This is a genomic window from Aneurinibacillus thermoaerophilus, from assembly GCF_900099925.1.
GTDB lineage: Bacteria > Bacillota > Bacilli > Aneurinibacillales > Aneurinibacillaceae > Aneurinibacillus > Aneurinibacillus thermoaerophilus.
The window spans coordinates 20,159-36,104 of the sequence record NZ_FNDE01000025.1; the positions used below are offsets into that span (position 1 = coordinate 20,159).

The 15,946-nt window shown below is 45.6% G+C and carries 16 protein-coding genes, 1 tRNA gene and 1 other annotated feature; of the genes, 3 read left to right on the forward strand and 14 right to left on the reverse strand.

From position 1 onward, the window contains the following. Window positions 1–18: 18 nt before the first annotated feature. Window positions 19–162: a hypothetical protein gene (locus tag BLR88_RS19600; RefSeq protein WP_175493617.1), complete on the reverse strand. Its 144-nt coding sequence runs from the start codon at window positions 160–162 to the stop codon at window positions 19–21. 216 nt (window positions 163–378) lie between these two features. Here BLR88_RS19600 and BLR88_RS19070 point away from each other — a divergent pair, with 216 nt between their 5' ends. After that, the gene (locus BLR88_RS19070; RefSeq protein ID WP_139184973.1) at window positions 379–696 is read left to right on the forward strand and encodes a hypothetical protein; all 318 of its coding nucleotides are present in this window, start codon (window positions 379–381) and stop codon (window positions 694–696) included. A 117-nt stretch (window positions 697–813) separates the two neighbouring features. On the opposite strand, the gene BLR88_RS12485 is transcribed toward BLR88_RS19070, so the two are convergent. After that, the gene (locus tag BLR88_RS12485; RefSeq protein ID WP_057897646.1) at window positions 814–1,470 is read right to left on the reverse strand and encodes a class I SAM-dependent methyltransferase; all 657 of its coding nucleotides are present in this window, start codon (window positions 1,468–1,470) and stop codon (window positions 814–816) included. Window positions 1,471–1,893: 423 nt separating this feature from the next. Between BLR88_RS12485 and BLR88_RS20410 the strand changes: the two genes are divergently transcribed. Further along, window positions 1,894–2,106, forward strand: coding sequence for a small, acid-soluble spore protein, alpha/beta type (locus BLR88_RS20410; protein ID WP_408863351.1), 213 nt, complete (start codon window positions 1,894–1,896; stop codon window positions 2,104–2,106). 197 nt (window positions 2,107–2,303) lie between these two features. Here BLR88_RS20410 and BLR88_RS12495 read toward each other — a convergent pair. From BLR88_RS12495 to BLR88_RS12545, 11 genes are all read right to left on the reverse strand, one after another. Next, window positions 2,304–2,374: transfer RNA gene (locus BLR88_RS12495), tRNA-Thr, on the reverse strand. A 194-nt stretch (window positions 2,375–2,568) separates the two neighbouring features. Further along, window positions 2,569–3,702 carry an alanine dehydrogenase gene (gene ald / locus BLR88_RS12500; protein WP_057897644.1) on the reverse strand — a complete coding sequence of 378 codons (1,134 nt, stop codon included), beginning with the start codon at window positions 3,700–3,702 and terminating at the stop codon, window positions 2,569–2,571. A gap of 244 nt (window positions 3,703–3,946) precedes the next feature. Continuing rightward, complete coding sequence (locus BLR88_RS12505; RefSeq protein ID WP_057897643.1) at window positions 3,947–5,194, reverse strand: PucR family transcriptional regulator; 1,248 nt, start codon at window positions 5,192–5,194, stop codon at window positions 3,947–3,949. Between the two features lie 228 nt (window positions 5,195–5,422). Then, window positions 5,423–6,031, reverse strand: a complete 609-nt coding sequence (locus BLR88_RS12510; protein WP_057897642.1) for an SCO family protein — start codon at window positions 6,029–6,031, stop codon at window positions 5,423–5,425. 141 nt (window positions 6,032–6,172) lie between these two features. Next, the gene (locus tag BLR88_RS12515) at window positions 6,173–6,799 is read right to left on the reverse strand and encodes a hypothetical protein (protein ID WP_057897641.1); all 627 of its coding nucleotides are present in this window, start codon (window positions 6,797–6,799) and stop codon (window positions 6,173–6,175) included. A gap of 36 nt (window positions 6,800–6,835) precedes the next feature. Continuing rightward, window positions 6,836–7,771: a heme o synthase gene (gene cyoE / locus BLR88_RS12520; RefSeq protein ID WP_091260803.1), complete on the reverse strand. Its 936-nt coding sequence runs from the start codon at window positions 7,769–7,771 to the stop codon at window positions 6,836–6,838. A 38-nt stretch (window positions 7,772–7,809) separates the two neighbouring features. Next, window positions 7,810–8,754: a COX15/CtaA family protein gene (locus tag BLR88_RS12525; protein WP_091260805.1), complete on the reverse strand. Its 945-nt coding sequence runs from the start codon at window positions 8,752–8,754 to the stop codon at window positions 7,810–7,812. A gap of 18 nt (window positions 8,755–8,772) precedes the next feature. Then, entirely contained in the window at window positions 8,773–10,413 is a 1,641-nt protein-coding gene (gene ctaD, locus BLR88_RS12530; RefSeq protein WP_057897638.1) for a cytochrome c oxidase subunit I, read from the reverse strand. 15 nt (window positions 10,414–10,428) lie between these two features. Then, a complete protein-coding gene (gene coxB / locus BLR88_RS12535; protein WP_057897637.1) occupies window positions 10,429–11,364 on the reverse strand; it encodes a cytochrome c oxidase subunit II in 936 nt (311 codons plus the stop codon). 339 nt (window positions 11,365–11,703) lie between these two features. Beyond that, complete coding sequence (locus tag BLR88_RS12540; protein WP_082705859.1) at window positions 11,704–12,339, reverse strand: NUDIX hydrolase; 636 nt, start codon at window positions 12,337–12,339, stop codon at window positions 11,704–11,706. A 4-nt stretch (window positions 12,340–12,343) separates the two neighbouring features. After that, on the reverse strand, window positions 12,344–12,685 hold the full coding sequence (locus BLR88_RS12545; RefSeq protein WP_057897635.1) for a toprim domain-containing protein: 342 nt from the start codon (window positions 12,683–12,685) through the stop codon (window positions 12,344–12,346). Between the two features lie 287 nt (window positions 12,686–12,972). Here BLR88_RS12545 and BLR88_RS12550 point away from each other — a divergent pair, with 287 nt between their 5' ends. After that, window positions 12,973–14,349: a dipeptidase gene (locus tag BLR88_RS12550; RefSeq protein WP_057897634.1), complete on the forward strand. Its 1,377-nt coding sequence runs from the start codon at window positions 12,973–12,975 to the stop codon at window positions 14,347–14,349. Window positions 14,350–14,467: 118 nt separating this feature from the next. Here BLR88_RS12550 and trpS read toward each other — a convergent pair whose 3' ends face one another. After that, complete coding sequence (gene trpS, locus BLR88_RS12555) at window positions 14,468–15,463, reverse strand: tryptophan--tRNA ligase (RefSeq protein ID WP_091260807.1); 996 nt, start codon at window positions 15,461–15,463, stop codon at window positions 14,468–14,470. Window positions 15,464–15,515: 52 nt separating this feature from the next. Then, window positions 15,516–15,768, reverse strand: a binding site (T-box leader). Window positions 15,769–15,946: the final 178 nt, after the last annotated feature.

Below are 15,946 nucleotides of genomic sequence, written 5' to 3' on the forward strand. Positions count from 1 at the left end.
CTTCCTTTTTCTTTTTGGTCAGTGTGTTTCAATACTCTGCTCTGCCGTAGGGCCTTTTCGTTCTTTGTCCGTGCTGCTGAAGCTGTTGACCGCCAGATTGACAGCGATAAACAAGATAATAACAAGCCAGAACCACCAACGTCTCCAAAAAGGCTTCACCACCGAATGTCACCTCTCACGAAAAATTCAATCATCTATAGCCTAACAAATTTTTTAGAAAAAACAAAATAGAAGTAAACTCCTGTTCAATGATAAAAAATGTAAGACTCTTCACCTATCCTCCTTTTCAAGAAAACACTACGTAAAACCGTTTTATGTTACTGCGAAAAAAGGTAATGTAAAAATAAAAACACATATTATAAAAGGGGGAAAAATGTTATGTCTCGTGTGGATCGTATAGAAAGAAAAGTATCCGCAAGAACATCTATCAGCCTTAGCTTGTTTTTTTGCTCTTTGGTTTTATCACTTGTCTCATTTTTTTCTTCTTTTACCTCATATATTAAGCTGCTGGTGATTTTGCAATGGCTCACCACGCTCACCGGACTAACGCTGGCCGCGACAACGGTCAGACCCGCCAAAAAACATCTGGCGCATAATTCGTTTTTCCTACAACTATCAATTACGACCATTATGCTTGGGTGCTTCGACCTTCTCTGGATTAGCTTTATGTCCTATATCCTGTCTATTCTGAGATGAGAAGAAAAAACTCGCGGGCAAACACCTCGCGAGCTTTTCCTCTCCACTAAAACAAATTCCCCTTAACAGGAGGAAATTTCAGTCTATTAACAAATATACCTCTTCCTCAGCAGAGGGTTATTTTTTTCCTATCATCAACCAAACATATCGGTTCAACTGCCGAGCAGAAAAACGTAAACCTACATCTTCAAAAGCTTCCTTTACCGTGGATAACAACGGATAATATTCTGTTTGCAAATCATTCAATAACGTAAGCGCTCCTTGACTTCTTACTCGTTCATGAATAGCGTCTCTAGCCTCTTCATCCGCATATGCCGTATCCGCAAATACAATCATACCTTTCTCTGTCAAGCGATCGGCTAGTTCTTGGATCGCCCGCGCTTTTTGAGCATCCGTCAAATGATGGAACGCATATGTACTGACAATACCATCTACCTTTCCGATCTCTTCCGGAATGGAAAGAAAATGGCCGTCAGCAACGGTAAAATGCGGCAGCTTTCGCGCTGCAATCCTTCGCATATCCGGCGAAGGATCTACTCCATACACATCCCACTCTTTTTCGAGAAGATGTGCCGTTAAATTCCCTGTTCCGACTCCGATTTCCAGTACGCGACTTCCAGCCGGAAGGTTAAGTTCCTCGACCACTGTCCGCAAAATCTGCTCATATCCTTGAAAGACCTCAGCATATTCATCCTTTTTTTCAAATACCGTTTTGTCATACTGATCTGCCCATTGTTCAAACACATGGTTGAACTGTACTTCACACTCTTTCATCGCTTCCGACTCCCTTTTTTAATTTACTATATGCTTCATTAAGCAAAAAGTCAATTATTCCAATTAATTTAATCTATTTAATTCGTCATTTTTAAATAAGGAAGAGCCTGTTTAGCTAAAACTTCCCTATTTCTTTCCCCTTTCCTTAACACATGCCCTCTTAGCCGATATCCCTATCTTTCTGTTCCCACATACCCATTCATGTATGTTCTCCCAGTACCGCTGTAATTTAAAACGTATATATCGCTTTAAATCAATAAAGCAACATATATTTTCCTTCTGAAGTGCAAGCAGGAAAAATTACCGATGTGCTAATCGCATAATATCACTTCGATGCGGAATTTTAAGACTAGGAATCACCAAAATTAACCTCAGGAGGCTATACATATGCAAAAAACTCAAGTAGCACCGGAAGCTCCTTTCATCACAAGAGCCCAAAAAAGCGACAATACGAATCAGCCGGTTGCTCCGCAAGCCAGAGCGGCGCTGGAACAGATGAAGCATGAAATCGTCGCCAAGCTTGGTATCACGCTTGGACCAGATGCTACTGCCCGCCAAAATGGCTACGTCGGTGGAGAAATTACCAAGCGTCTTGTGCGGATAGCGGAGCAACAGCTTAGCAAGGGCATCCATTAAACGTTCACATAAGTGAAAGTTACGCGATTCTTTGCTTGGAGCCGGATCTCATCTCTTCGCTAAAATAAAGAAGCGTTCTCACTTTGTTGGAGTAACATACGAAGGCACACTATTGGCACACAAGCACAAAAAAAGACTGTCCTTTTGGACAGTCTTCATCTTTTGCAACCCCAGTAACATCGAGGGTTTCAAATTGATGCCCCCACGCGGAATCGAACCACGAACTGACCATTACGAGTGGCCTGTTATACCGTTTAACTATAGGGGCAAATTCACTTTCTTCTATGCATGCAACCTTTATTGGCTGAGCATATCAACAAAGCTTTATTAAATTATCAACACAAATCATTTTATAAAAAAGGCATCCAGCAGTCAAGCATTTTTTATCAAAATTAGCAGTAAAGGAAGCAAACAGAAAAAGGGCAACCACCCGGTTGCCTTTTTCATGTTTGCTTTTTTTGATTAAACGGCTACGGTTCCGTTGTTCAGTACTTCATTTACATCCACATACGTATAACCAAGCGCTTCAGCTACCGCTTTGTATGTTACTTTGCCGTCCACCACATTAATGCCGCGAGCAAGGGCGCGGTTTTCCAATGCCGCTTTCACATATCCTTTATCCGCGATTTGCAGCGCATACGGTACCGTTACGTTAGTCAGCGCCATCGTGGAAGTTCGTGCTACAGCACCAGGCATATTCGCTACTGCGTAATGTACCACTCCATGCTTTACATATGTCGGATCGCTGTGTGTTGTCACACGATCGATGGTTTCGATAGACCCACCTTGGTCGATCGCTACGTCAACGATTACAGATCCCGGTTCCATCGCTTTCACCATGTCTTCCGTTACCAGACGCGGAGCGCGTGCGCCCGGAATAAGAACCGCGCCAATAAGCAAGTCCGCTTCTTTTACCGCTTTTGCAATATTATAACGGTTGGACATTAACGTCTGCACACGCCCCTGGAAAATTTCATCCAGATAACGCAGACGATCCGCATTAATGTCTAGCAATGTTACTTTCGCACCCATACCAAGGGCAATTTTCGCCGCATTCGTGCCTACAGTACCGCCGCCAACAATCGTTACGCGTCCGGCCTCCACACCTGGTACACCTGCCAGCAGTACGCCTTTGCCACCGTGGGATTTCTCTAGGAATTGCGCCCCAATTTGCACAGCCATACGTCCGGCCACTTCGCTCATCGGCGTCAGCAAAGGCAGTGCGCCATTATCCAGTTGAATGGTTTCGTATGCAATTGCCGTTACTTTCTTTTCAACCAGCGCCTTGGTCAGCTCCGGCTCCGGGGCAAGGTGTAAATAAGTGAAAAGTACAAGGCCTTCGCGGAAATACGGATACTCTTCCGGCAGCGGCTCCTTTACTTTCATAACCATGTCAGCGGCCCACGCTTCTTTAGCGGTCGCAACAATTTTCGCACCTTCTTTTACATATTCCTCGTCTGTGAAACCGCTACCAAGACCGGCATTCTTTTCAATTAGCACTTCATGTCCCGCGTGCACAAACGCTGCCACCCCGGCAGGAGTAATAGCTACCCTGTTCTCGTTATTTTTTATCTCTTTTGGTACGCCAATAATCATGTTGATAAACCTCCTCTTTATTGGTAAAAAAACGGCTACCTATGCTTTTAGGCTATGTGTTCGTGCATGTTTATCTGTTTCTTTCATTTTATGCTTTTTTTATGAATTTTTCTTTGTCTTAAAGCTTAAAATCATTCGTTTTTATTTGTGGATTTCCACAAATGATTTTTCATTAACGTGAATCCCCTTATTTATAGACTATCCAGCTATCAAAAAAGAATCCCTCAAAATTGAAGGATTCTTTTTAGGGATTATACTTTCTAAGCTTTACATCAAGAAATAGCATAATATGATCGTTTGGATCGTCTAAGTCAATGCCGCCCACCTCACCAATCCGTTTCAGCCGGTATCCGAGCGTGTTAGGATGAATGTGCAATTGGTTAGCCGTCTGATTTACTTTCCCTGAATTATCAAGAAACGCTTCCAATGTCTCCAGAAGATTGCTCTGATTTTCCTGATCGTATTTAAGCAGACGCTCCAGCTTCGGGTTTCGGTACTTCATCTCCCGGTTCCACTGCTTTAGCTTGGGAAACAAACGGTATATACCGAGTTCATGATATCCTTCCACCGCCTCTAACTCGTCGGGTAAGGCTTTTTTTATCTGCATCACTTCAAGCGCCTGCTGATAGCTAATCCATATTTCTCCCGGGTCTTTCACCGGCTCGCCATAAGCTGCGATCATATTTTCGCCACCGAAACGGCGCGTTAATCTTTTTCGCAGTTGATGAATAAATGCTTTGCTTGCGTTTTCCGCCTGATCCTGCTCCCATTCGTCCAATCCGGCCAATACAATTAACTGGCGGCCATCAAATGTCCATAGCGGCAAATAGCGGAATGAAAAAAAATCCCTCAGATTAGCAAGCAAATATGCCAGTTCTTTTTGCACATCGCTCCATACTTCATCCGAACAACGCGCTTCCCATACGAGCACAACAAGAACAGAAGGAAGAGTAAGCCGAAGCTGGGCCGCCATTTTTTCGATATCGACCGCTTCGCCGCTATTCGCGCCACGCGAAAGCAGTTGCCAGAAAAATTGGTTTCGTTTCTCTTCCTGCTTGGCGTGTCGATCCTTCCTATGCAACAGGCGGGGCAAAGCGAGACGAGCCGCCCTCTTCAGCACAGCAAAGTCTTTTTCTTCAAGCGGACGTACCGCTTCCTGCACCCAGATATACCCGAATACTTCATGACCGCGCCGGATAGAAATAGCTACTCGGTTATCAAGCCCCACTTCCCGGACGGCTGGCACACGTACCGGCTCATCACTATGCATTAACGCCTGAATAATGCCGTCTTTCCAAAAACGAATCAGCACTTCTTCCGGCACTTTACGTTTCATAATGGTTTGAATGCGCACCGGATCTATGGCGCCTCCGTGCGTACTGTATGCGACCACATGATGATTCATGTCTTCGATCGTAATCGGATTGCCAACACGTTCCGTAATCATATCGGCCAGTTCCATTAAATCCGAAAATTCTTCAAACGGCTCCATCCTTTTCCCCCTTCTCCCTATTTATCATCATAAAACATATGTGTACATAAGAAAACACACAGGCATGCTGCTTGTCCTTTTTCTGCTCAGAAGAAAGTACATATCGTTTTATTATGGTAAAGAAATGTATGATCCTTAATATTTTCTGCAACCGTCAAATGCCCCGTTCCGTTTTTCTGAAGAAATGCGCAAAAAAACCTCCTATCGCCTGATAAGAGGTTTTTGCTTTTAATCCTCAAGCAAATTGTTAATATCTTTGACAATCTGTTCGTTATCCATACTGCTACCCATTTTGTAAATGGCACGAATGTTCTTATTGCCATCAAGCAGAAACAATTCATTGGAATGTACAAAGATGCCATTGCCCTGATCTTCGGCGAATATTTTAAAACCATCAAGCACCCGTTTAGTCTGCTCCGGCGTTCCACGCAGAAACAACCAGCCGTCAGGCTTAATGTTCCGTATCGCCGTATACTGTTGCAAAACTTGTTCTGTATCCCGCTTCGGATCGAACGTAATTGTCATCAACAATACTTTATCCTGGAGGACTCCCTGTTCCTTCAGCTTTTGCTGCACCCGAATTAAATTAAAGTTCGTTGCCTGACACACATCCGGACAATGAGTATAGTGGAAAGAAACAAGGCGCACTTTGCCATCGGAATCACGCAATGAGACCCGATTTCCATACATGTCTGACATGGTGAAGGAAGGCGCCCGGTCAAGAACCGGGAGTTTGTTTGAACCCCACCATATTTGATAGACAATAATGAGAAGAATCGTCACAACGAGCGCCCCTGTCAGCACGATAAACCAATGGCGCCTCAAAGCTGAAGACATGGCTCCTCAACTCCTTCTCCCCTATCTTACTCTCTGGTCGTCAATTTCGAGAGGTACATGAAGCCAAAGAATAAGGCGATCGGAAACAACATATATCCTAACGCGTACAAAATCATGCCCATGTGAATCCCCCTCCCGTCATTACTTGCCAAACTGTGATAGCTTGATACCGCACCACTCGGCAAACTGGCCAATCTCGATTAAATCACACTGGATGAAAACGAAAAGTCCCATAATTACCGTATACATCCAGACAGCTGTCGCACCCGGAATAAAACGGTTCAAAGACTTTTCCTGGTTCCGCATCTTGAAGTAAAACGCACGGAGATAGAGCACGATGCAGATAAGAACAAGGATTTCCATTATCGATTGCACAATCAAATGCGCCGTCCAAGCTGCCGGACCAAGCGCCCGGTAGCTCTGGATGAGGGACCAGTCAATTACGCAGTAGCCGATCGCTGCAATTGTCGCAAGAGCATAAAGGATAAACGCTACCCCATCCTTGCGATTTTTGTAGCTAATACCTGCAACAAGCGTCAACACTCCCAATGCCAAAAGCAGAAGAACGTTATAATTAACAAGATCCTGTACGCCTGTCGGCAACGTAATATTAAAAACGTCCGGCGACCACCCTCGAAGGTATACATTCGATACAATAAATACGGCGAACATGAACGTAAAGGAAATCAACCCGAGCCATATACCTAACAGGCCATTATCTTTTATGCCCTTTTTTGGTATCTGCTCTTCCTGAGAATGCACAGCCATGCTCATACCTCCTTCACCCCGCTTAGTAAAGTGGAATTACACGCGGTCAATCAAAATAAATACCGTAAACATTACCAAATACACCAGCGAGTAAATAAACGATTTACGAGCGAATTTAATATCATCCTTTGTAAAAAATCCCATCATATTTACGATAACATAGCCGATGCCAAGCACAGTCATACCAATCAGATAAACCATACCGACCTCGCCCAGCGCATAAAGCATAACGGAGATGAGCACAAGAAAAGCTGTATAACGAAGAATATAGCGTTTTGTCACCGCGAACCCGTGGACAGCCGGCAGCATTTGAAATCCTGCAACGCGATATTCATCGGCACGGCGCATCGCCAAGGCTAAGAAGTGCGGACACTGCCAGATAAATAGAATTCCGAACAACATCCAGGCTGTCAGGTCAATCATACCGGAGATCGCCGCATAGCCCATCATCGGAGGCATCGCTCCGGACACGCTGCCTATGAGCGTATTTAATGTCGTTGTGCGCTTTGTCCACATCGTGTACACCACAACATAGAAAAATAGGCCCACAAGACCGAGCACAGCGGTCAACGTATTAACCAGCAACAGAACAATTGAACCGAGAATGCCGAAAATAATGCCCATCATAAGAACGGATTGCGGATTCAAACGCCCATCCGGCAGCGCCCTCTTTTTCGTGCGCTCCATAAACTGGTCAAGATCGCGGTCAATAAAATTATTTAAACATGTTCCAGACATAATGATAAGCGCCGAGCCTAGCATGGCCATTAGCATTGTACCTAAAGGCAGAGGGCCATCAGCAGCAAGCCAAACCCCCACAAAAAAAGTCATTAAATTTGAAACGACAATGCCGGGCTTCGTCACCGATACATAATCGCGCCATTCACCTTTTACTCCAGACGTAACGCTTGATTCGATGGAGCGATTCGCCGGATTTTCACATACGTCTTTTTCAGAAATAGGGGTACCCATTTCAAAACCTCCCTGAATATAGTCACGTTAGCCAATAACTAGGACAAATTTTTTACTGCCACGTTACCGCGAACAACACTTTCTTTTTGATTGTCGCAATCAAGCAGATCGACGCCCAATTTGGCCTGAACCATCATAAATACGCATGAAGCCATCATCAATACACCAAGTGCCAGATGAATGACATCGGAGATAACCGCTAATTTCATCGCCATCGTCAAATATCCAGCGGCTACCTGCAACACAAGTAATGCGGCCAGAACCAGCGCCTGTCCGGTCAAGGCTTTCCGCAAACGCGCATGAAAGAACAACCAGACGGTTATGATAACTACAAGCGCTGTAGCAAATACATGCACATACATAAGAGCAGCGGCAATTTGCGGTGTGGAGATCACCTCATTAAGCAGTGTGACTTCGCCTTTTACCCAGACGGCTCCAGCGTCGCTGTGCTTAATAAACGCGCCCAGCACAAACTCGGCGTACACGGCAATCGTTGCTATCAGGGTTGGTTTGAACAGGGATTGAATTTGCTTGTTCTGATGAAATGCGCCCTGCTTTCTGCGATGATGTGCCAGCGTCACACCTGTAAGAGCGACAAACGTCGCGAACAGGAGCGTGGCGACGCTCGTATCCATCGTCGTGAAGCCGGGCGGCAGTTTTTCTAAGACATTAATGCCGCCCAACACAGCAGCCATCATCAGCAGCACGAAAGAAAGAATGACCAGTTTCATCGCAATGGGGCTTTCCTTCCGTTTGCGCCACCCTGCGTACAAATTTGCAAGCACTAAGAGCCCCACACCAGTGGATAGCATGCGATGCGTATATTCTATGATGATTTTCCCCTCTAACGGCGGGATAATGTGTCCGTTGCACAACGGCCAGTCGGAACACGCCAGCCCGGCGTCGAATCCTACAACAAGAGCTCCAGCAATTAGCAGCAGGAAGATGGCGATTGTCGTTACGAAAGGTAAGCGATATCCCATTGTTACATCCCTCTTCTCCTACGCTCCAAACGATTTCTTGGACGTATATTTTTCCTCCACTTCACCAAATTCATACGGCGCAGCGGTTACATAAGGCATTTCAATAAAGTTGTGTTCCGGTGGCGGCGAAGATACCGTCCACTCGAGTGTTTGTGCCCCCCACGGATTGGCGGGAGCTTTTGCTCCAATTCTAAGAGATACAATAATTGTAACCACCATCATAATTGCTGCTATACCAATAAGATACGAACCGAATGTCGCTATTTGGTTGGCCACCTGCATTCCGGCTGCCGGGTCATACTGGAAAACACGACGCGGCATACCCATCATGCCGATATAGTGCATCGGGAAAAATGTCAGGTTTGTGCCGATAAAATAGAGCCAGAATACAGTTTTACCAAGCTTCTCGTTGTACATACGGCCGGTTATCTTCGGGAACCAGTAGAAGATACCGCCGAGCACCGCCATCATACTTCCTCCAAACAATACGTAATGGAAATGAGCCACAACAAAATATGAGTCGTGCATGTGTATATCAATCGGTACCGCTGCGAGGTAAATACCGCTCAGTCCGCCGATAGTGAACAGTCCCATGAAGCCAAGGGTCACAAATAGCATCGGCGTAGTGAATACGTTCGATCCCCGCCACAATGTTGCAAGCCAGTTGAAAATTTTAATTGCTGACGGAACCGCGATAATCATCGAAGTTACCATGAATGGCACCCCGGTTGCCAGCGGCATGCCGGCTACAAACATGTGGTGCGCCCAAACCAAAAAACCGAGGAATCCGATCGCAATGGAAGAGTAGGCGATCGCATGATAACCGAAAATCGGCTTGCGCGCAAATACTGGAATAATCTCCGATACGATTCCCATCGCCGGAAGTACCATAATGTACACGGCCGGATGGGAGTAGAACCAGAATAGGTGCTGATACAGCATCGGATCGCCTCCGGCCGCCGCATCGTAGAAATGCGTGCCGAAATGGCGGTCAAACAACAGCGTCGTGATAGCCCCAGCAAGCGCAGGCGTACCAAACAGCTGAATAAATGCCGTAACGAGCGAAGACCATACATACAAAGGCAGACGGTTAAATGTCATGCCCGGTGCCCGCATATTAAACACTGTAACAATAATGTTTATCGCACCAAGAATAGAGGAAAGCCCTAAAATATGGACACCCGTTACCCAGATATCAAGCCCCAGTCCTGGAGATTCGATACTATATGGCGGATACGCGGTCCAACCGATATCTGGCATTCCGAAATAAAAACTGCTGAGGAAAACCACGCCACCTAGCACATAGAGCCAGAAGGCCAGGTTGTTCATCCGCGGAAACGCCATATCGTGCGCACCTACCATAATCGGTATCAGGTAGTTACCAAACGCAGCTGTAAGCATCGGAATCATAAACAAAAAAATCATGATAGAGCCGTGCATGGTGAACATCTGGTTGAATGTATCAGCCTGCGGCACCACATCCGGCATCCCGGGCGTCAATAGCTCTGTCCGGATAACGAGAGCGGCTGCTCCCCCGAGGAAGAAGAAAAGTAAGCCCACAACGCCGTACATAATTCCGATTTTCTTATGGTCAACAGTAAGCAACCAATCTCTGACAAACGACGGTTTTCTCGCTGCGGCAGTGGCAGTAGCACCCATACGATTCACTCCTCCCTATTTCAAGGTTTTAATGTATTCAGCAATTGCCTTCGCTTCTTCTTCTGTTACCTGCTGCGACGGCATTGGTGCAGAATAACCTTGCGGAGTTTTCGCTGCAGGGTTCATAATAGATTCGATGATATATTTCTCATCATATTTTACCGTGCTTCCGTCAGACAGCTTTATGTCTTTACCAAACATACCGCCCCATCCCGGGCCGACAAGCTTCGTTTGGTCAACAGCATGACAGCTTAAACAGCCTTTCTGCTCAGCCAGCGCTTTGCCTTCGCCGCCCGAGCCGCCTGCGGAGCCACCGCCGGCTTTACCGCCGGATTGCACAAACTTATTAAATTCATCGGCACTTACCACATGAAGTTTTGCAAGCATCATTGAGTGCATTGTTCCGCAATACTCGGCGCATACGATAGGGTATTCGCCTTTTTCCGTTGGACCAGACCAGAACTGAGTTTGGCGTCCAGGTACCGCGTCCTGCTTTATCCGCATCGCCGGAATCCAAAAGCTGTGCAAAATATCTCCGGATGTAATCTTGAATAGGACGTTTTTATCTTCCGGAATGACGAGATTGTTTGTCGTCTTGAACCCTTCCGGGTACTCAAAGTCCCATCTCCATTTGTAACCGGTGACATTAATGGTGTATACATCTTTCGGTGGAGTCTGAATTGCGTAAGTCATCTTAGAACTAAACACGCCAATAGCAACAAGAATCAACGCTGGAACCAAAGTCCAAATGATTTCCATTTTCGTGTTCCCGTGCAACGCAACTCCCTGTTTGTCCGGTCGTTTCCTTCGGTAACGAACAAGGAAGATGAACAAAAGCATTTCAACCAGGACAAAGATGAAGACGGCAATAGATGTGATAAACCAGAACAAGGAATCTACCTGCTTTGCCATGTCATTAATGGCCGGGGGAAACAACCAACTGAAGTCCACACAATACACTCCTTTCTTTACTATCATTTGCCCTTCATACAAATGAAATTTTTAGTATCAGAAAAGGCGTTCACATGGTAAATACCATCTAAATCGTATCAAGTTTTGACCCGTTTGTATAGTGTTTTGAGAATATGCGGAGCTCGGTAAATTTATGTATGAAAGCAGGGAAAAACCTTGATAGAAGTGAAAAAAGTAAAGACGTGGTTTTGTCTTTACTTTTACCCAAATTTCATATATTTGACACATTTTTCAGCAGTTTGATAATTTTATTTTACGACAACGACGAATGAGTTCCAAACCGTCAATATTCTTGCGTTTTGGGTCTGATCACCGCTACTATTTCACAATGGTAATAAACTCATAAAGAATTCTTGCCGTCAGCCCCCATATGATTCTCCCGTCATATTGATAAAAAAATTCAGGCAGACGACTGCTGCGCCATTTGTAGTTTTTACCCTGGGGAATAAGTTCAAAAGGAAAATTTTCCTCCGGTTTTACCGCCAGGTGAATATAGTGTACATCCGGTTCTTTTTCCAAGAAGAAATCAAGTGGAACATAGAATATTTCTTCTACTTCATTCTTATTCGGCGAAATTTTCCGATAGTCATGAATTTTACCGATAAATGAATAAATGGACGAAGAATACGGGGGAATGAGAATACCAAGCGTCTCAATAACCTGGATATCTTCTCGCACAAGCCCCAGCTCTTCGCATGTCTCCCGAACAGCGGCATCTTGTTCGCTTACATCGCCATCCTCAATTTTTCCGCCCGGAAAGCAAATCTCCCCGGGCTGGCGTTTTAGCGTTCGGGCGCGAACTTCGAATAGTACGTGCAGCTTTCCATCTTTTTCGACCAGCGGAATCATCACCGCCGCGCGCATCAGCGGAGCGAAACCAAATAGATTAAATGAACGCTGGCTTATCCGGCTCTGAATTTGTTCGATCATCCGCGTTTCCACCACTCCTTCCATACTTTCATAAGATAACAGTTTTGTTGATTTCTATATGGGCGTCCCATAATATTTTCGCAAGGTACTCGTATGGGGTACGCGCAATTTCAGTATAGCTTCTGCGAGTGTATAAATGATACGCATTCGGAAACTCGTTCCTGAGCTGGGAGCGCAATTTCCTTCCGGAAGAGTCTTCGTCTACAAAAATGTAGATGTCGGCATCGCCCGCCTGGTGATAGATATCCTCCAATTTCTTGCTGCTTAACGTGCCGTGTGTACAAATAATTTCCACAGGTTCTGCGATGATTTTCTCCAGACGTTTCTTATCCGTCTTCCCTTCCACGATAATAACCTTATTTACGATCAATGCTCATCACCTCGCAGCGATTATGCCGGCTTATTTTGTTTTTCACTCTATACCTTTATTATATGGCTATTTCGTCCGTTAGTAAAAACGAAAGCTTTCTCCACCCATTTCGGAAATTCCTTCCATTTATCACGTGAATATGGTTCTCTTCTTCTCCTTTGTCTATAGATTCTGTGTTTCGCGAAACCTCATGCTTTGAAAAATTGCTCCCTGTGTACTAAGCTAAAGATACAGATCTTTGCCAGAGTTACAGACTGTATTCTATACACAGAAAGGATGAATAAAAAATGAATCAGTCATACCGCACTTATCTGGAAAAAAACAGGGATGCACATCTGAGCGAATTAAGGGAATTCTTAAGCATACCAAGCATTAGCGCGCTGTCGGCCCACAAATCTGATATCAAACGAACCGCCGAATGGCTTGTTAATGCATTGCAGGCGGCGGGGCTTGAAAACGTGCAAATAATTTCGACCGAAGGCAATCCGATCGTATATGCCGACTGGATGCATGCCGAAAACGATGTCACCGCACTTATTTACGGCCATTATGATGTACAGCCAGTTGATCCGCTTGAATTATGGCAGACACCGCCATTCGAACCGGACATCCGGGACGGAAAGATTTACGCACGGGGAGCTACCGATGATAAAGGTCAGGTATTTATGCACATTAAAGCAGTGGAAGCGCTGCTAAAAACGGAAGGAAAGCTACCGGTCAATGTTAAATTCTGCATTGAAGGAGAGGAAGAAGTCGGCAGCCCAAATTTGGAACCGTTTGTGGAAAAACATAAGGACATGCTTGCGGCGGATGTACTTGTCATCTCCGATACCCCTATGCTGGAGAAAGGCAAACCGGCGATTTGCTACGGATTGCGCGGCTTATGCGCCATGCAAATTGATGTAAAAGGCGCGAATGGTGACCTGCACTCCGGTATATATGGTGGCGGTATAGCCAATCCGCTTCACGCACTGTCCGAAATTCTCGCTTCGTTCCATGATAAAAACGGCAAAGTTGCTATCGAAGGATTCTATGATAAAGTAAAACCTCTAACGAAAGAAGAGAGACAGGCGTTTCGCGATTTGAAGTACGATGAGGAAGCGCTCAAAAAGGAACTGGGCGTAAACGAGCTATATGGTGAGGAGGGATTCAATTTTCTTGAGCGAACATGGGCGCGCCCAACGCTCGAGATCAACGGTATGTATGGCGGCTTTCAGGGCGAAGGTATTAAAACGGTGCTCCCGTCCGAGGCACACGCCAAAATCTCCTGCCGACTGGTGGCGGATCAAGATCCAGCAGAAATCCAAGACTTAATTGAACGGCACGTACATAAACATACGCCGCCGGGCGTGCAAGTTTCGCTCACCCGAATGGATAGCGGCCGTCCGTTCCAGATGCCATATAATCATCCTGTTATTCAGGCGGCAATGCGCGCCTATGAAAAAGCGTACAACGCCACACCCGCTCTAACCCGAATGGGCGGTTCCATCCCAATTGTTGAAGGGTTCAGCCGACTTCTCAACATTCCGGTTGTACTGATGGGCTTCGGATTGCCCGGTGAGAATTTCCATGCACCAAACGAACACTTCCATCTGGAGAATTTCGACAAGGGCATGATCACCATCTGCGAATACTGGGGCGAGCTTTCGCAAATAAAACAATAAGAAAAAAGGGGCTGGCTCATGATTTTTGAGCCAGCCTCTTTCGGTAATATGATTTAGAGGAAGTATATATCGCTTTTCCACTTTATAGCAACATATCTTTTCTGAATCTTTATGATCATTATTTTGCCCGCACGCGCGACAAGCCCATGGCTTCTTCCACCTTGTTAAGCGTCTCGTCGGCTACGCGCTTCGCTTTTTCCGCGCCTTCATCCAGCACGCGATCCAATTCCGGGGAGTCGATTAACTCCGCATAGCGGGCCTGAATCGGCCGCAGCGTTTCAACTACGACTTCGGCAAGATCCGTTTTGAATGCTCCATACCCCTTGCCTTTATATAACGCTTCGATTTCCTCCATCGTCTTGCCAGAACATGCCGAATAAATCGTCATCAAGTTGGAAATGGCCGGTTTATTGGCTTTATCAAAATGCACGCTATTATCGGAGTCGGTTTGCGCCCGTTTAATTTTCTTAACAATGGCACTTTCAGCGTCCAGCATCGAAATAAATGCGTTTTGATTCGGGTCGGATTTACTCATTTTTCTGGTCGCATCCTGCAACGACATAATTCTAGCCCCAAATTCCGGAACCCGAATGTCAGGGATTTTAAATAATTCACCGTAACGCTGATTAAAACGTTCGGCCAAATCTCTGGTGAGTTCGATATGCTGTTTCTGATCCTCGCCGACAGGGACGAAATCCGTGCGATAAAGCAAAATGTCGGCAGCCATCAGCGGCGGGTACGCCAGCAATCCTCCGGGGATCGCTTCACCGCGGTCACGCGCTTTATCTTTATATTGTGTCATCCGTTCTAATTCACCCACATATGCGGTACACTGCATAATCCATCCCAGCTTCGCATGGGCAGGCACTTCCGACTGGATAAATAGCGTTACTTTCTCCGGCTCCAATCCGACGGCAAGATATAGCGCGGCAAGAGTCCGAATGTTTTTCCGTAATTGTTCAGGGTCCTGCGGCACGGTAATTGCATGCTGGTTAACGATACAAAAATAACAATTGTAGTCATGCTGAAGTTCAACGAATTGGCGCATGGCGCCAAGGTAATTTCCGAGCGTAATGACGCCGCTCGGCTGAATCCCGGAAAAGATGGTTTGCATCTTTACCACTCCTTTACAACATTTTATAAATAAAAAAGGCCCATCCGTCCGCTAAAGGGACGAATAGACCGTGGTGCCACCCTTATTATTTCGACATTTGTCGAAATCACTCATACCCGTACGACAGTTCAAGCTGTGATACGGTGTCCATTGTATCGTACGGACATACGCCAAAGCCTACTTGAGCCGTTCGTTCGGTTTGGTGCTCGGAAGTCCATTCAGCATTCGTCCGGCGCTGATTCACACCACCCATCAGCTCTCTGCAGCCCTTCGATATGCCTACTCTTCTTCCTCATCGCATTTGCATATTAATTTTCTTCATTATTTTACACTTCACTGAACTATATGTAAAGACTCCGTATCCGTTTAATCCGTGCCTGTTCCAATCAATCTGTACATGCGTATATAAATAAATCATATTTGAAGTCACATTTTTGCGTGAGTGGTTTCAATTCCTCATAGGTAAGCTATAAACAACTGCAT